Here is a 19,985-nt window from a genome sequence, read left to right as displayed (position 1 = left end):
CAATTCCGCCACCATCGCATGTCCAGCAAAATTTGGGGTGGCTAATGGGACTCGAACCCACGACAACTGGAATCACAATCCAGGGCTCTACCAACTGAGCTATAGCCACCATAATTCTGGTGCGTAAACATTACTGCTTACTAATCACTGCCTAACGCGGTAAATCTTACCACCGAAGCTCATGCGCCCAAGTTAATGGCGCGCCCGACAGGATTCGAACCTGAGACCTCTGCCTCCGGAGGGCAGCGCTCTATCCAGCTGAGCTACGGGCGCGTAGCGCCGTTGCGGATGTGCATACTAAGGACTCGGGGCGATCCTGTCCAGTGCTTTTTTATAAAAAAATCGCGTATGCTCAGAGTTTGCGCACTTCGTCGCGAAACCGTACACAAACCCACCGTTAGCGGCCGTGATTGCTGAAATAAGCGACAAAATCACAGTTCGCCACGCAAATGGTAGCCAAGATATTTCAGTAGCTTTATCTGCCTGCGCCAGCGACTGGGTTGCTGAATCAGACGGTAGAGCCACTCCAGCCCCATTTTCTGCCAGATTTTCGGTGCGCGCTTCACATGGCCAGTAAAAGCATCGTACGTTCCGCCCACGCCCATATACAGCACATCGGGCGCATACTGCTGGCAATCACGCATCAGCAGCTCCTGACGCGGCGAGCCCAGCGCTACCGTAACAATCTGCGCACCACTGGCAGCAATGCGGGCAAACAGGGCTTCGCGCTCTTCAGCAGCAAAGTAGCCATCCTGCGTGCCGACAATATTGACGCCCCACTGCTGACGGAGTTTGTCGCATGTGGCATCCAGCACCGCAGGCTTGCCGCCAATCAGAAACACCGGAATACCGCGCTCTCCTGCCCTTGCCATCAGCGCTTCCCACAAATCCGCTCCGGCTATGCGGGCAATCTGCGCCTCGGGATATTTTTTGCGAATAGAGCGCACAATGCTGATGCCATCGGGATACTTAAACTCCGCGTGATCCAGCAGCCCTTTCACTTCACTGTCTCGCTCAGCGGTCAGCACCTTTTCAGCGTTGATCGCTACCAACGTGCCACTGCGTACCTGCTCCCCAGGCAACAGAAAATCCAGAAAAGCCGCGGTACTTTGAAAGCCGTACAACGCCACGCCACGAATACTAAAGCGTGGTTTTTCAAAAGAGGTCGTCATGGTTATCCATTTTTTTCATGAGTTGCCGCGCTGGCGACGGGCAGAGTTATCGCCGTTGCTCGCACACGAATGACACCCGCGTAATCCAGCAGCCAGTAAAGTAGCTTAGCCACCAACACACAAGCCCCGAAGATCACGGCAAAAAACACCACTCGTGAGCCAAAGGCATCCAGCCCCTCACGCGCCAGCACGATCATATTAAACACCGCACCAAAGCAAAAACTTTGCAGAATGGCTCCGCTATAGCGGTTGCTCTCTTCACGACCGCGCTGATACAGCGCATCAAAGCCTTTCATTATCATCCCGACAAAAACGGCACCCAGTGGAATCGCAAACACGCCGCCCATCACCACCAGTGAACCTAGTAAGGTCGGTGAGATGGCCAGGCCAGAGTGATTATCCAGCACATCCCAGGTGAAATAGTTCGCCGTGTTCAGCACCGTTGAAGGCCGGTCATGCCATAGCCAGCTGGGAATGAAGACATAAAAATCCCGCCACATCGGAGCGATGCCCTGGAAGTGAATTTTATGATAATTCTCCAGCAGCAGGCCCAGATTCTCCCACGGCGAGAAGGTGTCACGCGTCAGATAGAGGAAGGTATAAACCGCTTCTTCCCCCATCACGTCCAGGTTGTAGCGCCGTAGCGCCAGCCAGAACATGCCACCCACCGCCATCACGCCTGCAAACAGCAGCATCCACAGCGTGATCCAGCCTCGGGTAATCCCGATAAACAAAAACAGCGCAAAAGCGATGATGATATTGGCACGCGTACCGCCCACCAGGGCATAGGTTAGCAGGCCGAAGGCAACGGTGACCGCCAGGAACATCAGCCAGTTCTTCCAGGTCGGCTTCAGGAAGTAGACCACCAGCATGGCGGGAATAAAGAAGTAGAAAAAGCGCTTCAATGCCACACCAGAGACTTCGCTGGAGAAGATTTGGTTGTATGCCGTGAGGCGGAACAGCAGCAGTCCGTTATGCATAAAGAAGACCGTTACCGTGCCAATAGCCACTAATGCCAGCAGCACACAGGTCAGGTGAGTCTCTACGCGATTCATCTGCAACCACGGACGAGGGGGTGCCGCCACTGCGGGCCGGAGCCGGACTTTATAGCTGACGTAATAGATGGCATAGAACGCCGTTGCACCCAGTAACGCCTCGAGCAGATTCACCGCAGGGACAACGTTGACGTTGAAACGGAACACCAGCACGCTGGTGAGCGGGAAGCCAAAGTAGAAGGTCAGCAGAAACAACAGGGTGAAAAACAGGTGGAAATTAAAGCGCACCCGTTTAAATTCACGCCATGTCAGGGTCAGAATGAACCCCAGCGAGAGCAGATAAACCACCAACAGGCCAATAAACTGCATCAGGCTCATGATGATTCTCCTTCACACAACGCTAAAACATGACGCCAACCCGCAAGATAGCCTGGGGCAAAAAACGCAATCTGTTGCTGATCGCACACCGCCAGCTGTTGCTGAGCTTCGGCAATACGCGCGGGGGTTAAGGCTTCATCACTGAACAGCAGCGGAAGATTCTGCGCCGCAAGGTCGTTCCAGAAGGGGTTTTTGCGCTGGAGTACGAACGGAATATGCGCCTGAATCAGCAGACAGAGCGTGCCAATACCCTGCTGGCGTTCAAACATGAAATAACCCAGCTGACAACGCGCCAGCAGCTGCAGATAGTCATCAAAGGCCAGCTTGTCACGCAGCAGGTTAACCTGGCCCAGCGGGAACAGGCGCTGTGCAGCCGCCGCCACTTCCTCAATATACGCGTGATTATTTGGCGGGTAGCCAAGCGGGACTTCAACCCTGACCTCACTGCCAAACTGGGCATGAATGGCCTCCAGCCCGGCAATATGTCGGTTACTGGCATCGCCAGAGTTCCCTAACAGAATGGTCAGCGGCCCCTGTCGAGCCTGCATCTGTGGGGCGACCGCAGGCATTTTCGTCGGGAAATAGAGCAGTGAAGTCTCTACCTTCGGATGTCGTTGTTGGTAATAGAGCCGATCGCCTTGGGTGGCAAAAACATGTGCAACACGGCCCTGAGCGCGACGACGCAGCAGATAAAACAGGCGGAACTTCAGGCTGCGCGAATCTTCATACAGATCGGCCCCCCAAACGTGCCACAACAGCTGCCCACGCTGAATCTTGCCACTCAGCAGCGCCAGCCAAATCCACGGATTAAACTGACCGTGGCAGAAGAAGCGCTGTTGGCGCTCGCGGGCACGCGCAATCAACGTCTGCGCCAGATCTTTTTTACTGGCAAAAATTTCAATATCCAGCGCTGGGAAGCTTAACAGGCTCTGTGGCTCGCGGCTCACCACCATAAAGCGGCGGGGCGCAGCACTCGGCTGAGCTTCACTAAGCACATCATTAAAGAAGCGCAGTACAGTCTGGTTATGGTGGGGAATATCAGCCCCTAAAACATGAATTACAGTCATTTTTTTCGGCAATAGAGGGCAAAAGTGCCGCAACAAAGGGCAAAGTAGCAGATATAGGTCGCCATGTAGGCCTGAGCAGCCCCCGTAGCGCCATGCAATGGAATCAACCAGCGTGAAAAACCGGTCAACAGCGCAAACTGGCTGATCTCAGTGAGCAAATAAAAGCGCAAAGAGGCTTTCGCAATCACCAGATAACCGAAAACATAGGCTGCTACTTTAAACACATCACCGCTTAACTGCCAGACGAACAGGTCACGCATGGCGGTAAAACGGTCTGAAAATAGCAGCCAGATAGCCACATCACGCAGGAGCCAGACTAAAAGGCTGGCTGCCGCTACCGCAGGAATAACAAAGCGCAGTGCCCGGCCAATCTCTACAGCGATATCCCGCTTATGCTGTAGCCGTGCCAGCGTAGGCAGGAGCCAGACGCTAAAGGTCGCCGTAATAAACTGGAGATAGGCATCCGAGATACTGGTCACCGCCTGCCACAAGCCCACCTGCGCCCAGCCAGCGTGAGCCGCCAGCAAGTTTCGCATCATCATCCATGCCAGCGGTATCGTCGCCGAGGTGATTAACGCCATCAGCGTATATTTTGCCAGGCTACGTGCCATGCCGCTATGCCAGCAGGGTTTCAGCCAGGACAGAGGCAACGGAATACGGCGCCTAAGCAGTAGCATGGCGGGGAGCGCCAGTAACGCAGGCACCAGTGCCAGCCCTACCAGAGCGCCAGCGTAGCCGCCCAGCCACCAGCAGAGCAGATACCCCAATACGCCGATAAGACTGCCGACAATCAGCGCCAGGGCGTTACCGCGAGCATCGCGGAAGCCTTTGATCAACGCTAACGTCAGATTGGCCCAGGCGATGCCCAGCTGCAGAAACGCCAGAATGCGAATCACCTGTTGGTAGCCATCATGACCAAACAGCGCCTGGCTTATCGGGCCGGCGGCGAGAATAAACACCAGCGCCAGCAGCGTCGAGAAACCCAGTACCATCGCCGATGCCGTTCCCGTCAACGCGCGCAGTTGCTCCGGTTGCTGTTGGTACTGCGCTACGCTGGCGGTAACGCCATTAAAGATACCCGCGCCCGCCAGTACGCCCAACACGGTCACCAGCTGGCGAAAGTTACCCGCCTGACCTACCCCTTCCGGGCCAAAACTGACGGCCAACAGCTTGACGACCACCAGACCTGCAACAATCTTTACCAGTGTGGAGGCCGCCGTCCACACCGAGGCTTTCGCCAGCGACATCAGGAAAAGAAACTCAGCAACGAGTTAATCACCGTGGTCTGATTATTGTCTGACAGGTTATAAAACAGCGGTAACCGCAGCAGACGCTCGCTCTCTACGGTCGTGAAGCGGTCTTCGCCATGCAGGCGGCCAAACTCCAGCCCTGCGGGTGACGAATGCAGCGGAATATAGTGGAACACCGCGAGGATCTCCGCCTCTTTCATCCAGTTGATCAACGCCTGGCGGTCAGCCTGGTCGCGCAGCTTAATGTAGAACATATGCGCATTATGGTCGCACCCGTCTGGCACCACCGGCAGCGTGATCCGCCCCTCGGCCGCCAGCGGTTGCAGCGCATCATAGTAACGCTGCCACAAACGCAGTCGCTGCTGATTAATACGGTCCGCCACTTCCAGCTGTGCCCAGAGGTAAGCCGCTTGTAAATCGGCCATCAGGTAGCTGGAGCCAATATCACGCCAGGTATATTTATCCACCTGACCACGGAAGAACTGGCTGCGGTTGGTCCCTTTCTCACGGATGATCTCTGCGCGCTCAATCAGGCTGCCGTCATTAATCAAGGTTGCGCCGCCTTCCCCTCCAGCCGTGTAGTTTTTGGTTTCATGGAAGCTAAAGCAGCCAATATGGCCCAGGGTGCCAAGAGGACGGCCTTTATAGCGCGACATCACCCCCTGAGCGGCATCTTCAATCACAAACAGGTTGTACTTGTTGGCCAATGCCAGAATGGTGTCCATTTCACAGGCCACGCCCGCATAGTGGACAGGGACAATCGCGCGCGTTTTTTCGGTAATCGCGGCTTCAATCAGGGTTTCATCAATATTGAGCGTATCAGGACGAACGTCCACAAAGACGATGGTCGCCCCCCGAAGTACAAACGCATTGGCGGTGGAAACAAAGGTGTAGCTCGGCATGATCACTTCATCACCGGGCTGAATATTGATCAGGATTGCGGCCATCTCTAACGAAGCGGTGCAGGATGGCGTCAGCAACACTTTCTTGCTGCCACAACGATGTTCAAGCCACTGCTGACAGCGACGAGTAAAGCCACCGTCACCACACAGCTTGCCGCTCGCCATGGCTGACTGCATATATTCGCTTTCGCTACCGACAATGGGTGGCGCATTAAATGGAATCATGATTTTTCCTGTAGAGCCAGTAGGCGGTGCTTTCCAGCCGCGCCCCACTGCGTGAATAAAGGCGCATTGCCGCGAGGTTGCTGAGCTGTGTTGCAACACGCAAGTGCGATAATCGTCTGACCCGGCACCAGTCCGCCGCAGCCAGCAGTAAGCGTTCACCCAAGCCATTGCCGCGTGCATCAGGCATCACGGCCAGTAAACCGATGCGACCCTCACCGGACTGTTCACGGAGCGAGACAAATCCCAGCAGATTGCCCTGCTCATCGCTCGCCAGCAGACATTGATGATCGAAGGTGCCACGCACGGCATTTTCCACCCACTGGGCATAAAAACGGCTGCTGGCATCGGCACTGAACCACGGCGCACGAAAACGGCTCTGGCTAAAGACCTCTGCCGCCGCGCTACGCAGCAGCGGAATCTGGCTTTCACGCGCGATACGAATGCCACTTTGCCGTTCTGTCGCCGCGATGGTCAGGCAAAAATCCGCTTCCCCTTCCACCAGGTGAAAGCCATGTTGACTGAGTACATCGAGGGTTGTGCTGCGATCGGCAGGGACTTTAACCTGTAATAGCGCATAGGGTGCTGCCAGCGCTTCGGCCAGCGGCATCTCGCCATCCAGATCCAGACGGGCACTGTTCAGGCCAAAAAAGTCCTGTTCCCAGTGAAGGGGATTAATATTGACGTGGACGGACATGCAACAGATCCAACAGATACTGACCGTAGCCAGTTTTGATTAACGCTTCTCCCGCCGCACGTAGCTGATCGTCACTCAACCAGCCATTGCGCCAGGCAATCTCTTCCAGACAGGCAATTTTGAACCCCTGGCGATTCTCTACCGTCTGCACAAACATGCTCGCTTCGATCAGGCTGTCATGGGTGCCAGTGTCAAGCCAGGCAAAGCCGCGCCCCAACAGTTCCACCGCCAGTTCGCCGCGCTCAAGATACATCTGATTAATCGCAGTGATCTCCAGCTCGCCCCGCTCCGAAGGTTTGACCTGTTTAGCGAACTCCACCACCCGGTTATCATAGAAATAGAGCCCGGTTACGGCCCAGCGTGAACGAGGCTTCGTGGGTTTCTCTTCTATTGAGATCGCATTGAAGTCGTCATCAAACTCCACCACGCCAAATCGTTCGGGGTCCATCACCTGATAGCCAAACACGGTCGCCCCCTGGGTGCGGGCCGCCACTTTTTTGAGTTTTGGACTAAACCCCTGGCCAAAATAGAGGTTATCGCCCAGCACCAGGCAGCAGCTATCATCGCCAATAAAAGATTCGCCAATGATAAAAGCCTGCGCCAGCCCGTCTGGGCTGGGTTGCTCGGCGTAGCTCAGGCGCACACCAAATTCGCTACCGTCGCCCAGCAGACGCTCAAAGTCACTGCGATCCTGCGGCGTGGTAATCAGCAAAATATCGCGAATGCCGGCCAGCATCAGCACCGACAGCGGATAGTAGATCATCGGCTTGTCGTACACCGGCAACAGCTGCTTGGAGATGGCACGGGTGATCGGATGCAGCCGCGTGCCACTGCCGCCTGCAAGGATAATACCGTTCATGAAAACTCCTTACTGACGGGCAGCGAGGCCGAGGCGCTCAGCGCGATAGCTGCCATCCAGAATATTACGCCACCAGCTTTCATGGTTGAGGAACCAGCTCACCGTGCTGCGCATACCGCTTTCGAAGGTCTCTTCGGGCGTCCAGCCAAGCTCACGCTCAATTTTGCTGGCATCAATGGCATAGCGCTGATCGTGGCCGGGTCTGTCCGTCACAAAGGTGATCAGCTCACGGTAACTGGCGATGCCAGCAGGGCGGCGATCTTCAGCCAGTTCGTCCAGCAAGTCGCACAGCGTTTCAACGACGTCCAGATTGCGTCGTTCATTGTGCCCACCAATATTATAGGTCTCCCCCACTTTTCCGCTGCTCACCACGCAGTACAGCGCCCGGGCGTGGTCTTCCACAAATAGCCAGTCACGGATTTGCTGCCCGTTGCCATACACCGGCAATGGCCTGCCCGCCAGCGCATTAATAATGGTCAGAGGGATCAACTTTTCCGGGAAATGGTACGGCCCGTAGTTGTTTGAACAGTTGGTGATAATGGTGGGTAAGCCGTAAGTACGCAGCCAGGCTCGCACCAGGTGATCGCTGCCGGCTTTCGACGCCGAATAGGGGCTGCTGGGAGCGTAAGGGGTGGTTTCAGTGAAGAAACTCTGCTCGTCATGCAGATCGCCAAACACTTCATCGGTGGAAATGTGGTGGAAAATAAATGCACTTTTACGGGTTTCTGCGAGCTGGCTCCAGTAATGGCGCGTGGCTTCGAGCAGATGAAAAGTACCGAGAATATTGGTTTCAATAAACGCCACGGGCCCGTCAATCGAGCGATCGACATGACTCTCTGCCGCCAGGTGCATCAAACAATCGGGCTGATAGTGCTGGAGCACGCGATCTAACTCAGCGCGATCGCAGATATCCACCTGCTCAAAGGCAAAGCGTGGATGCGCACTGACGCTGCTCAGCGAACTGAGATTACCTGCATAGGTGAGTTTATCTACCACCACCACGCGATGTTCCGTGTGGTTAATCAGATAGCGTACCAATGCGGAGCCAATAAACCCCGCGCCACCCGTAATTAAAAATTGCTTCATCGCCAGACTCCTTTAGTGTCAACAATCCATTGTTGCACTAGCTGGCCGCCATCAATGGCGCGAAACGCCTGATGATCTACCAACATTACCAGGATATCGGCCTGTTCCAGCGCCTGTTGCGTATCCACCAGTTGGCTGTTACCCAGTTCAGCGGGGAGCTGGCTAATATGCGGTTCTACCACCCAGTTACTGCCCTGATGCCATTCGGCAATCAGCTGCGCCACTTCCATAGCCGGGCTTTCACGGAGGTCGTCAATATTGGGCTTAAAAGCTAAACCAAAGCAGGCAATAGTGACTTCACTGGCGCGTTTGTTGCTCTGCGTCAGGCAATCCGCCACGGTTTTTTTCACCTGGTCCAGCACCCAGTGAGGTTTGGCATCGTTGACTTCCCGCGCGGTGCGGATGAGACGCGCCTGTTGTGGGTTTTGTGCCACGATAAACCACGGATCAACCGCAATGCAGTGACCGCCCACGCCGGGACCCGGTTGGAGAATGTTAACGCGCGGATGGCGATTGGCCAGCGCAATCAGCTCCCACACGTTAATGTCCTGCTCTGCACAAATCAGTGACAGCTCGTTGGCAAAAGCGATGTTGACGTCGCGGAAGCTGTTTTCGGTGAGTTTGCACATTTCAGCGGTGCGGGCGTTGGTTTCCACGCACTCACCTTGCAGGAAAATACGGTACAGCGCACTGGCACGTGCCGAGCACTCTGGCGTCATGCCGCCAATCACCCGATCGTTTTTCACCAGCTCAAGCATGATCTGCCCAGGCAATACCCGTTCAGGGCAGTAGGCGATAAAGATATCGGGCTGCTCACCCTGCTGTGGAAAACGCAGATCCGGGCGCGCAGCGGCCAGCCACGTCGCCATCTGCTCGGTCGAACCCACCGGAGAAGTGGATTCCAGGATCACTAAATCACCAGCTTTGAGCACTGGCGCAATCGACTCGGCGGCGGCTTTAACGTAGCGCAAATCGGGTTGGTGGTCGGTCATAAATGGCGTCGGCACCGCGATCAAAAACGCGTCTGCCGCTTCTGGCGTTAAGGTAGCCCGCAGCAAACCTTGCTGTACGGCGGTTTTCACTACCGCGTCCAGTTCCGGTTCGACGATATGAATGTCACCGCGATTAATGGTTTCTACTGCGTGGGCATTAACATCAACGCCAACAACGCGTTTCCCTTGAGAGGCAAAAATGGCTGCGGTAGGCAGCCCAATGTAACCCAGTCCGATAACGGAGATGGTGTTAAAGGTCATGTTGTAATCCAGACGTTTTCAGTGCATGTAAAATCTTTGCGCAGGCGCTGCCGTCGCCATAAGGATTGTGGGCATGGCTCATGGCCTGCCACACCGCTTCATCCGTCAGCAATGTACTGACTTCATTTACGATTTTTTCAATATCCGTACCTACAAGGCGCACCGTTCCGGCATCGACGGCTTCGGGCCTTTCCGTGGTATCGCGCATCACCAACACCGGTTTCCCCAGCGAAGGCGCCTCTTCCTGAATGCCGCCAGAATCGGTCAGGATGATCCAGGCACGGTTCATTAACCAGACAAACGGCAGATACTCTTGGGGTTCGATCAGGATGATATTGTCGATGCCGCTCAGTATGCGATTCACGGGCTCGCTAACCTTGGGATTAAGGTGTACCGGATAGACGATTTGCGCCTGCGGATGCTGCCGCGCAATCTGCGCCAGCGCCGTGCAGATACGCTCAAAGCCACCGCCAAAACTTTCGCGACGATGGCCCGTAACCAGAATCAATTTTTTCTGCGCATCGAGGAACGGATAGCGCGCGCTGAGTTGGTTATTCAGCTCGCTGTCATTTAATACGCGGTCACGCACCCACAGCAGCGCGTCAATCACCGTATTGCCCGTCACCTCGATCTGGCTGGCTGAAATGTTTTCATTGAGCAGATTCTGGCGCGAGCGGGTGGTAGGTGCAAAATGGAACCGGGCAAGATTTCCCGTCAGCCGACGGTTGCCCTCTTCCGGCCACGGTGAAGCCAAATCGCCAGTGCGCAGCCCGGCTTCGACGTGTCCCACCGGGATCTGGTGATAAAATGCAGCCAGGCTCGCGGCCAGCGTGGTCGTGGTGTCGCCATGAACTAACACCACGTCGGGGCGAAATTCGGCAAACACGCTTTTCATCCCCTGCAGGATACGACAGGTAATTTCTGTCAGCCCCTGTTCGGGACGCATAATATTCAGGTCGTAGTCTGGCTGAAGCTCGAAAAGACGTAATACCTGATCGAGCATTTCACGGTGCTGCGCAGTGACACATAAACGCGATTCGAACGCAGCATCCTGCGCCAGCGCTTTCACCAGAGGGGCCATTTTGATGGCTTCTGGTCGGGTTCCAAAAACGGTCAGAACTTTCACATGCGCTCTCTTAACGACGAGGGGTGGAAACAAAACGCGCGCGGCGCGCCAGCGCAACGCCAGACCCGATCAGAGCACCCACAGCGCCCCATAAAATAGCCATAAACAAGGTGCGAGGACTGTCTCTGGTCACCGGCTCTTCGGGGGTGCGCAAGTAGCGATAGGTCTGGAACAGTTTATCCAGTCCTGAACCGGCCTGAAGTGAAGCCAGCATCGCCCGGTTCTGATCATAAGTGATATCGTAATCAGGCCCGCTGGCCTGCAAATCTTCAAGCTGTGCCCGCAGAGCCGGTTCACCCAGCATGAACAGGTCATTATCACTCAACTGTGCTGTTCCGCTACGGTTTTCGCGGATCCCCTGCTGACTGGCAATCTTTACGGCCTGTTCAAGCAGATGCTCCCGCCGCTGAAATACCGCCTGGGCTACGCGATCCTGGCGTTCCACCTGCGACTGCAATAGCGCACTTCTGGCTTGCCACGCACCGTTCAGCTCATCATTCAGATGGCGAGCCGCCCGCTCGCTGGACCAGGCAACATATTGTCGCAGCAGGTTATTCGCGTCGGTTGCAGACTCTGCCACCAGCTTGATGTTATCCCGCGTGTTGTGTGCCGCATCGGCTGGCGTGTAAATAATATTGCTGATTAACTCGTTCAGCAGTGCCGCGTCTTTGTGGTTATTGCCCGACTTACGACTTTTGTAGTAGTCGGTCTGCAACCAGAAATCACGCCGTGTATCCCAGGAGGCAAGCTGGGTAATGAACTCCTGATACACCTCATCCATGATAGTCGGAGCAGGTGTACTCAGGCTTAACGTATTGCTGCGTGCATCCAGATTATTCAGGAACTGCTGCTGCCCATAGTAATTACCTAACATATTTACCGTGGGGCGATCGGTCGTCGCAGTCGTACTCCATGCCTGTTTCATAAACAGCGCAGCACTCCAGGCAACAACAGCAAACAGCACTGCCAACACCACAATCCACAATTTTCCGCGCCACAGTGCACAGCACAAGCCACGAATATCCAGTTCGTTTTCTACATCCACAGAGGTCATCACTTCATCCTTTTCAGGAATTTTTAGGGTAATTTTTTCTTCATACCATTGGCATGATTCAGGCGTCGTTTAAGACGACGGATGAGACGAGCAACGCGCCATGCGTGCTTGATGCAATAGCCGTACAGCATGAAGGCGCCCAAAAACAGCACCAGCATCACCCATTCCGGTATAAAAGCGAGGTATTCACCCAGCACGCCGATCCCCGCCAACAGCGCTGCTGCTACGGTGATCAGGACAAACGCCTGACGAGAGGTAAAGCCCGCGCGCATAATAAGGTGGTGAATATGCTGCCGATCGGCGGAAAACGGACTCATACCCTTACGCAAGCGGCGATACATAATGGCGACCATGTCCATTAATGGAATGGCGATCAACCACAGCGCCGTCACTGGCGTAATCGGGTGGCTGAGCCCCTGCGTCGTCTCCAGTAAGATCCAGATAATGGTGAAGCCAATCATGGTGCTGCCTGCATCGCCCATAAACACTTTATAGCGGCGTCCCAGGAAACCAAGATTGAGTAAAATGTAGGGAATGGTGGCGGCGATCATGGCAAAGCACCACATCGCCAGGCTGTACTGCCCATCGAAGTAGAGAATAATGCCCATGGCCGCAAAGGTAACGGAAGAGAGTCCACCCAGCAGGCCATCAATCCCATCCACCATATTGAAGGCGTTGATCGCCGCCCAAACGGCAAACAGCGTCAAGGCATAGCCAAAAGGCCCGACGATCAGTTCCACCGGGCCGATGATAAAGCCCAGGCTTAGCAGATAGAGTTTCGCCCCGACCATCATCGCAATGGCTACCACCGCCTGGGCCACAGCGCGAATTTTTACGCTGATATCAAAACGGTCATCCAGCGCGCCCACCAGCACCAGCAGCCCGGAGCAAATCAGGTAGAGCGTAACGTGGGGGATGTAGTAGTTGGTAAACGCAAATGTGAAACAGATCCCGGCATAGACCGAGATGCCGCCGACAAGCGGAATGGCCCCATTATGTCGCTTACGCGAGTTGGGGGTATCAACAAGCCCAATTTTTTTGGCAGCTTTGCGGGCAAAAAACAGAAACACTAACGAAAAAAGGAACGTTAAGCCCAATTCAGTACTCATCGTGAGTAAATTCACATTAAACGCTCTCAGCTCTGATTATGGATAATAATAGGCAAAGTCCGGCAGCTTGCCGCTTATCCAGAGTCCGAATTCTGCGCCAGAGGGGATCGATTGCTTATTTTTCACCCTATTCTGTTACAGTCTTTATAAATTCTCCTGTCAGCGTTAATCCTATAGTCCACCAATGAAAAACGCCACGTTAAGACGTGGCGTTAAGTCAATTTACTGTCAGATTTACACTCAGAGAATGTGCTGAGTTAATTCCGAATCAGGAACGCTTCATCATGTCGAAGAAGTCGTCGTTGGTTTTGGTCATCGCCAGCTTGTTGATGAGGAACTCCATCGCGTCGATTTCACCCATTGGATGGATGATTTTGCGCAGGATCCACATCTTCTGCAGCTCTTCCTGGGAGGTCAACAGCTCTTCTTTACGAGTACCAGAGCGGTTGTAGTCGATAGCCGGGAAGACACGTTTTTCGGCGATTTTACGTGACAGGTGCAGTTCCATGTTACCTGTACCTTTAAATTCTTCGTAAATCACTTCATCCATTTTCGAACCAGTATCAACCAGCGCGGTGGCGATAATGGTCAGGCTGCCGCCCTCTTCTACGTTACGTGCAGCACCGAAGAAGCGCTTTGGACGGTGCAGGGCGTTAGCATCAACACCACCGGTCAGAACCTTACCAGAGGCAGGAACTACGGTGTTGTAGGCACGCGCCAGACGGGTGATGGAGTCGAGCAGAATGATAACGTCTTTCTTATGCTCAACCAGGCGCTTAGCCTTCTCAATCACCATTTCTGCCACCTGAACGTGGCGAGACGCAGGCTCATCGAAAGTAGACGCGATAACTTCGCCTTTCACCAGACGCTGCATCTCGGTGACTTCTTCCGGACGTTCGTCAATCAGCAGTACCATCAGTACGCAGTCTGGGTAGTTATAGGCAATGCTCTGCGCAATGTTTTGCAGCAGCATGGTTTTACCCGCTTTTGGCGGTGCCACGATCAGACCACGCTGACCACGACCAATTGGCGCTGCCAGGTCCAGTACGCGAGCGGTCAGATCTTCTGTTGAACCGTTACCGCGCTCCATACGCATACGATTATTTGCATGCAGTGGCGTCAGGTTTTCAAACAGAATTTTATTGCGCGAGTTTTCCGGCTTGTCGTAGTTGACTTCATTAACCTTCAGCAGGGCAAAATAACGCTCACCTTCTTTTGGCGGGCGGATTTTACCAGAGATGGTGTCACCAGTGCGGAGGTTAAAACGGCGGATTTGGCTAGGAGAAACGTAGATATCATCAGGACCGGCGAGGTAAGAGCTGTCTCCAGAACGGAGGAAGCCAAAACCGTCCTGTAGTATCTCCAGCACACCATCACCGAAGATGTCTTCGCCACTTTTCGCATGCTGCTTCAGGATAGAGAAAATAATATCCTGCTTGCGCATACGCGCCTGGTTTTCCAGCCCCATATTTTCGCCGAGGGTAATCAGCTCAGAAACCGGCGTGTTCTTTAATTCGGTAAGATTCATAGTGATGGGTTCTTAAACTCGGGGTAATTCTCGAAATGTTTTTCGTGGAATGGTATGGCGCGAAATCCATGCCTGTTAATGGCGCTGTTTCTGGTCTTCTCGACGAACATCGTCAGACGTAAGCGACTGGAACCGAAGAGACGATAGAAACGGTGTGCCTATAAAGATGCTAACCGTCAGATTGTCAAACACGTCACGTATCTTTCGCGTTGTCCGGTTTAACAAAGGAATGCTTTAGATGCTAACTACAGGTAAGTGCGTATGGCAGTAAAAGTAACTTAGCACGCTACAGTAGGAACGTCTAGTGATGGCGAAAAAAATCGCTATCACCAGACGTTAGCCCGGCAGATTAAGCCAGGTTGGCGTTCAGGAAATCTTTCAGCTGGCCTTTAGACAGGGCGCCTACTTTAGTTGCGATGACTTCACCGCCTTTGAACAGCAGCAGGGTAGGAATACCACGGATGCCGTACTTAGGTGCAGTTGCCGGGTTCTCATCGATGTTCAGCTTAGCAACAGAAAGCTTACCTTCGTACTCTTCAGCAACTTCATCAAGGATAGGGGCGATCATTTTGCAAGGACCACACCACTCAGCCCAGAAGTCGACCAGTGTTACACCGTCAGCTTTCAGAACTTCGGCTTCGAAGCGGTCATCGGACAGGTGAACAATTTTATCGCTGCTCATGTTTAACTCCACAAGATTATGCCTGGCGAATTGGCGTAAATTTTACCAACGTTGCTTGACTTTATTTCATTGGATACGCTTTCGTAAAGCGATACTAAGCTGATATTCTACCACACTATGAGCAAAACACACTTAACCGAACAGAAGTTTTCCGACTTCGCCCTGCACGCAAAAGTAGTGGAAGCCCTTGATAAAAAAGGATTTCATAACTGTACGCCTATTCAGGCGTTAGCACTGCCAATCACGCTTGCTGCGCGTGACGTTGCGGGTCAGGCGCAAACCGGTACCGGGAAAACGATGGCGTTTTTGACGTCAACGTTTCATCATCTTCTCTCTCATCCTGCGCCTGAAGGGCGTCAGGTGAACCAGCCACGCGCTTTAATTATGGCTCCAACCCGCGAACTCGCGGTGCAGATCCATGCTGATGCAGAACCGCTGGCGCAAGCTACCGGGCTGAAACTCGGCCTCGCTTATGGTGGCGATGGCTATGACAAACAGCTTAAAGTGCTCGAAAGTGGCGTAGATATTCTGGTGGGCACCACCGGACGTCTGATTGATTACGCCAAGCAGAATCACATCAACCTCGGTGCCATTCAGGTCATCGTATTAGATGAAGCCGATCGCATGTTCGATCTCGGTTTCATTAAAGATATCCGTTGGTTGTTCCGCCGCATGCCGCCGGCAACACAGCGTCTCAGCATGTTGTTCTCTGCCACCCTCTCCTGGCGTGTACGCGAACTGGCGTTCGAGCACATGAACAACGCCGAGTATGTGGAAGTGGAGCCTGAGCAGAAAACCGGCCACCGCATCAAAGAAGAGCTGTTCTACCCTTCCAATGAAGAGAAAATGCGTCTGTTACAGACCCTGTTGGAAGAAGAGTGGCCAGATCGCGCAATCGTGTTCGCTAACACCAAACACCGCTGTGAAGATATCTGGGGCCACCTGGCCGCTGATGGTCACCGCGTCGGGTTACTGACCGGGGACGTCGCTCAGAAGAAACGCCTGCGCATCCTTGATGACTTCACCAAAGGTGATGTGGATATTCTGGTCGCAACCGATGTCGCGGCACGTGGTCTGCATATTCCTGCGGTAACACACGTCTTCAACTACGACCTGCCGGATGACCGTGAAGATTACGTTCACCGTATCGGACGTACCGGCCGCGCCGGGGCAAGTGGTCACTCAATCAGCCTTGCGTGTGAAGAGTACGCGCTGAATCTGCCAGCCATTGAAGAGTATATCGGGCACAGCATTCCGGTGAGCAAGTACAACAGTGATGCTCTGATGAGCGATCTGCCGCCACCGAAACGCCTGACGCGTAACCGCTCTAACGGCCCACGCCGTAGTGGTAATAACGCGAACCGTCGCGGAGCTCCGCGCAACAATAACCGTAAACGCCCGAGTTAACTCTACTATGCTAAGCGCATCGTCACTTTATGCTGCGATTGATTTAGGCTCAAACAGCTTTCATATGTTGGTGGTGCGCGAAGTGTCCGGAAGTATCCAGACTGTCGCGCGAATTAAACGTAAAGTTCGCCTGGCGGCCGGTCTGGATAAGAGTAGTCAGCTCTCTGCGGAAGCAATGGCGCGCGGCTGGCAATGTTTACGGCTGTTTTCTGAGCAGTTGCAAGATATTCCCCCAGAACAGATTCGCGTGGTGGCAACCGCCACACTGCGACTGGCAACCAACGCCGAAACTTTCCTCAGTGCCGCACGAGAAATTCTTGGCTGTGACATTAACGTCATCAGCGGTGAGGAAGAAGCTCGCCTGATTTATCAGGGCGTAGCCCACACAACCGGCGGTTCCGATAAACGCCTGGTGGTGGATATCGGCGGAGGCAGTACAGAACTGGCAACGGGAGATGGTGCCCACGCCTCGGTGCTGTTTAGCCTTTCCATGGGCTGTGTCACCTGGCTGGAACGCTACTTTAGCGATCGCCATCTGGCAAAAGAGAATTTTGCCCAGGCAGAAGAGGCCGCACGGGCGATGATTGCCCCGGTCGTCTCGCGCTTGCGTGAGCAGCACTGGGATGTGTGCGTGGGTGCATCCGGCACCGTCCAGGCACTGCAAGAGATCATGGTTGCACAGGGCATGGACGAACGCATTACGTTGAGCAAGCTGCAACAGCTGAAGCAACGTGCGATTCAATGCGGCAAACTGGAAGAGCTGGAAATTGAAGGGCTGACATTAGAGCGTGCGCTGGTGTTCCCGAGCGGGCTGTCGATTCTGATCGCCATTTTCCAGGAGCTGAACATCGAGAGCATGACGCTCGCCGGTGGAGCGCTGCGTGAAGGGCTGGTTTACGGCATGTTGCATCTCCCTATCGATCGCGATATCCGTAGCCGTACGTTAGCTAACGTCCAGCGCCGGTTCAGCATCGATAGCGAGCAAGCTTCACGCGTTCACCAATTGGCAGAGAGCTTTTTCCGCCAGGTGAGTACGCCGTGGAAGCTGGATCGTCGATGTCGGGATCTGCTTCTCAGCGCCTGTATGTTGCACGAAATTGGCCTGAGCGTTGATTTCCGCCAAGCCCCTCAGCACGCCGCCTATCTGATTCGCTATCTCGATTTGCCTGGTTTTACTCCCGCACAGAAAAAACTGCTCGCCTGTCTGCTGCAAAACCAAAGCGGCAATATCGACCTGGCGCTACTCACTCAGCAAAATGCGTTGCCGCCACGTCAGGCAGAACGTTTATGCCGCCTACTTCGACTGGCGATTATTTTCTCCAGCCGCCGTCGCGACGATACGCTACCCGCCGTTCGCCTCAACGCCGATGATGAAACGCTACACGTCACATTACCGGCTGGCTGGCTGGAAGCACATCCGCTGCGGGCAGAGCTGCTGGACCAGGAGAGTCACTACCAGTCCTATGTACACTGGTTACTGACCATTTCCTGAACCGTCGCAGCAAAGTGAACTGTGGTCGGGCTTAAAGCGATTTTTCTAACGCTGCCAGCCCGTCCAGCAGTGCGCCACGCCACCAGGCAAAATCATGCCCGCCGGTGTAAATCGTCAAATCACTCTCCACGCCTGCCGCTTGCAGCCGTTGATAGAGTTGCTCAACATGCGGCACCATCACGCCTTCCAGTGATCCTACGCACAGCTGGACTCGTACCGTCTGTGGCACCCTCGCCAGCACATGTTCGCTCACCCATGACGCGTCTTTCTCGCTGAACATCAGCGGTCGCCGCCCCTTGTCTGGCGTCCACCACAGCGAAGGAGAGTGGCTGAGCACACAACCAAACACCTCTGGCGCATACAGGGCGGCCAACAGCGCAGTGACACCACCGAGGCTCTGCCCCGCAAGGATCGTTTTACTGCGCCCTGCCCAGCGACGATCGGGATGATCGCCCCACACCTGGGGTATCAGACGCTGTGCAATCTCCCGTACCAGCGCAGGATCGCCGCCGAGCAGGGTGGCACGATCGCTATCATCCAGATTATCAATCCCCAGCACGGCTGTGGCACCGATACGGCCACTGTCGTATGCGCTATCCAGCGCCCCCAACACGCCCACGTGATCAATCCATTTTTCACTGTCGGTCAGCACCAGCAACCCCAGCGGGGTTGAACTGGCGACATCCGGTAAATACAGGCGTACGCGCCGCTGCTTCCCGGCCACCTGCTGCCAGGAGGTCACCAACATACCGCGATGAGCATTCGGTGCATCGTGCCATTCAGCCTGCTCCGGTGCGCGATCCAGCGCCAGAATAGACTCCTGCGCCTGACCCCGTACGTTGATATGCGCCCGTTTATTCAGGGGATCAAACTGACCAACAAACGGCGTATGCCGCCCACCCAACTGGGCAATCACGTCTGCTTCCGTACCGAGTGGGATCTCTGTCAGGGTATAAGTGCCACGATAGGTTGCCGGGAGATGCAGCGTCAGCGTCCAGATATCGCTGCCGGGGATCTGCGACATCATGCCCCTGGCCACCTGCTGTTTGTCAGTGATGCGATTTAAAAAAACATAAACCCCCTGTAGCGACGCGGCGGATCGCCAGAGAAATGTGACCTCACGCACCTCCTCTGTGGGGCCGTTAGCGGCGATTAACGGCACGTCCACCTGCGCGACATCCTGCCAAAACTGAACAACGTCGTTTACGCTTCGCGCGGCCAGTTGCTGACAAATGCGTGCGGTGGCATCGTGGGAAGATAAAAGTGGCGCGTTTCTCATTTCTGGCAATCCATAATATAAACAGGGTTATTTCTGTAATGATTTGATCAATGGATAATAAACTATATCAGAAATTCAAATAATTCCAGAAATGATAAAAACCACAAAATAAATAGCACTACTGAGTAACCAGAGTAATTACATGGGTTAATTTACAAATGTTACATTACAACTATTAATATATATTTTACACCTCATCATTTCCTGTGCTAGCGTATTTATCGAAGCTCAATGCCGGGCTTCAGGCATATAACTCTCATTCGATTCCCTTTCAGGTTAATCGCAGCACTGCTGCGTGCTGAAATACTAAGAGCGTGAGTTATTCTTTACCGTAACTATATCCATCGTAAACTTCTGTTCCTGTAACAGAGGGGATGCGCTATATCACAGGATTATTCATGCAAAAAGGGTGGCATGTAGATATTAG

17 protein-coding genes and 2 tRNA genes are annotated in these 19,985 nt (G+C 54.1%); 2 read left to right on the top strand and 17 right to left on the bottom strand.

The window, feature by feature from the left end; genetic code table 11:
* Window positions 1–33: 33 nt before the first annotated feature.
* From B880_RS0102085 to trxA, 16 genes are all read right to left on the bottom strand, one after another.
* Window positions 34–109 (bottom strand) — tRNA-His (locus B880_RS0102085).
* A gap of 87 nt (window positions 110–196) precedes the next feature.
* A tRNA-Arg gene (locus tag B880_RS0102080) sits at window positions 197–273 on the bottom strand.
* Between the two features lie 158 nt (window positions 274–431).
* The gene (gene wecG / locus B880_RS0102075) at window positions 432–1,172 is read right to left on the bottom strand and encodes a lipopolysaccharide N-acetylmannosaminouronosyltransferase (RefSeq protein WP_017345729.1); all 741 of its coding nucleotides are present in this window, start codon (window positions 1,170–1,172) and stop codon (window positions 432–434) included.
* Window positions 1,173–1,174: 2 nt separating this feature from the next.
* A complete protein-coding gene (gene wzyE / locus B880_RS0102070) occupies window positions 1,175–2,545 on the bottom strand; it encodes an ECA oligosaccharide polymerase (RefSeq protein WP_017345728.1) in 1,371 nt (456 codons plus the stop codon).
* A complete protein-coding gene (locus B880_RS0102065) occupies window positions 2,542–3,612 on the bottom strand; it encodes a TDP-N-acetylfucosamine:lipid II N-acetylfucosaminyltransferase (protein WP_017345727.1) in 1,071 nt (356 codons plus the stop codon). The genes wzyE and B880_RS0102065 overlap by 4 nt, the downstream gene beginning before the upstream one ends.
* Complete coding sequence (gene wzxE, locus B880_RS0102060) at window positions 3,609–4,859, bottom strand: lipid III flippase WzxE (RefSeq protein WP_017345726.1); 1,251 nt, start codon at window positions 4,857–4,859, stop codon at window positions 3,609–3,611. The genes B880_RS0102065 and wzxE overlap by 4 nt, the downstream gene beginning before the upstream one ends.
* Window positions 4,859–5,989 carry a dTDP-4-amino-4,6-dideoxygalactose transaminase gene (gene rffA, locus B880_RS0102055; protein ID WP_017345725.1) on the bottom strand — a complete coding sequence of 377 codons (1,131 nt, stop codon included), beginning with the start codon at window positions 5,987–5,989 and terminating at the stop codon, window positions 4,859–4,861. Before rffA ends, wzxE begins: the two co-directional genes overlap by 1 nt.
* A complete protein-coding gene (gene rffC / locus B880_RS0102050; RefSeq protein ID WP_017345724.1) occupies window positions 5,976–6,683 on the bottom strand; it encodes a dTDP-4-amino-4,6-dideoxy-D-galactose acyltransferase in 708 nt (235 codons plus the stop codon). Before rffC ends, rffA begins: the two co-directional genes overlap by 14 nt.
* A complete protein-coding gene (rfbA, locus tag B880_RS0102045) occupies window positions 6,661–7,542 on the bottom strand; it encodes a glucose-1-phosphate thymidylyltransferase RfbA (protein ID WP_017345723.1) in 882 nt (293 codons plus the stop codon). The genes rffC and rfbA overlap by 23 nt, the downstream gene beginning before the upstream one ends.
* A gap of 9 nt (window positions 7,543–7,551) precedes the next feature.
* On the bottom strand, window positions 7,552–8,628 hold the full coding sequence (gene rfbB, locus B880_RS0102040; protein WP_017345722.1) for a dTDP-glucose 4,6-dehydratase: 1,077 nt from the start codon (window positions 8,626–8,628) through the stop codon (window positions 7,552–7,554).
* On the bottom strand, window positions 8,625–9,881 hold the full coding sequence (wecC, locus tag B880_RS0102035; protein ID WP_017345721.1) for a UDP-N-acetyl-D-mannosamine dehydrogenase: 1,257 nt from the start codon (window positions 9,879–9,881) through the stop codon (window positions 8,625–8,627). The genes rfbB and wecC overlap by 4 nt, the downstream gene beginning before the upstream one ends.
* On the bottom strand, window positions 9,871–11,007 hold the full coding sequence (gene wecB, locus B880_RS0102030) for a non-hydrolyzing UDP-N-acetylglucosamine 2-epimerase (protein WP_026042376.1): 1,137 nt from the start codon (window positions 11,005–11,007) through the stop codon (window positions 9,871–9,873). The genes wecC and wecB overlap by 11 nt, the downstream gene beginning before the upstream one ends.
* Before the next feature lie 10 nt (window positions 11,008–11,017).
* Window positions 11,018–12,061 (bottom strand): ECA polysaccharide chain length modulation protein, encoded by a 1,044-nt coding sequence (gene wzzE, locus B880_RS0102025; RefSeq protein ID WP_017345719.1) that lies wholly within the window; start codon window positions 12,059–12,061, stop codon window positions 11,018–11,020.
* A 23-nt stretch (window positions 12,062–12,084) separates the two neighbouring features.
* Window positions 12,085–13,170, bottom strand: a complete 1,086-nt coding sequence (gene wecA, locus B880_RS0102020) for a UDP-N-acetylglucosamine--undecaprenyl-phosphate N-acetylglucosaminephosphotransferase (protein WP_017345718.1) — start codon at window positions 13,168–13,170, stop codon at window positions 12,085–12,087.
* Between the two features lie 268 nt (window positions 13,171–13,438).
* On the bottom strand, window positions 13,439–14,698 hold the full coding sequence (gene rho, locus B880_RS0102015; RefSeq protein WP_017345717.1) for a transcription termination factor Rho: 1,260 nt from the start codon (window positions 14,696–14,698) through the stop codon (window positions 13,439–13,441).
* Between the two features lie 349 nt (window positions 14,699–15,047).
* Complete coding sequence (trxA, locus tag B880_RS0102010) at window positions 15,048–15,380, bottom strand: thioredoxin TrxA (protein ID WP_017345716.1); 333 nt, start codon at window positions 15,378–15,380, stop codon at window positions 15,048–15,050.
* Between the two features lie 117 nt (window positions 15,381–15,497).
* On the opposite strand from trxA, the gene rhlB reads away from it, so the two are divergent.
* Both rhlB and gppA read left to right on the top strand, forming a co-directional pair.
* The gene (rhlB, locus tag B880_RS0102005; protein ID WP_017345715.1) at window positions 15,498–16,787 is read left to right on the top strand and encodes an ATP-dependent RNA helicase RhlB; all 1,290 of its coding nucleotides are present in this window, start codon (window positions 15,498–15,500) and stop codon (window positions 16,785–16,787) included.
* A gap of 7 nt (window positions 16,788–16,794) precedes the next feature.
* A complete protein-coding gene (gene gppA / locus B880_RS0102000) occupies window positions 16,795–18,279 on the top strand; it encodes a guanosine-5'-triphosphate,3'-diphosphate diphosphatase (RefSeq protein WP_026042375.1) in 1,485 nt (494 codons plus the stop codon).
* Window positions 18,280–18,310: 31 nt separating this feature from the next.
* Here the strand turns inward: gppA and B880_RS0101995 are convergent, their stop codons facing one another.
* On the bottom strand, window positions 18,311–19,558 hold the full coding sequence (locus B880_RS0101995; RefSeq protein WP_017345713.1) for an alpha/beta hydrolase-fold protein: 1,248 nt from the start codon (window positions 19,556–19,558) through the stop codon (window positions 18,311–18,313).
* Window positions 19,559–19,985: the final 427 nt, after the last annotated feature.

This window comes from Pantoea sp. A4 (assembly GCF_000295955.2).
Taxonomy (GTDB): domain Bacteria; phylum Pseudomonadota; class Gammaproteobacteria; order Enterobacterales; family Enterobacteriaceae; genus Pantoea; species Pantoea multigeneris.
The sequence above is the reverse complement of the archived record's forward strand: the minus strand, read 5'-3'. Positions and strand labels throughout refer to the sequence as shown.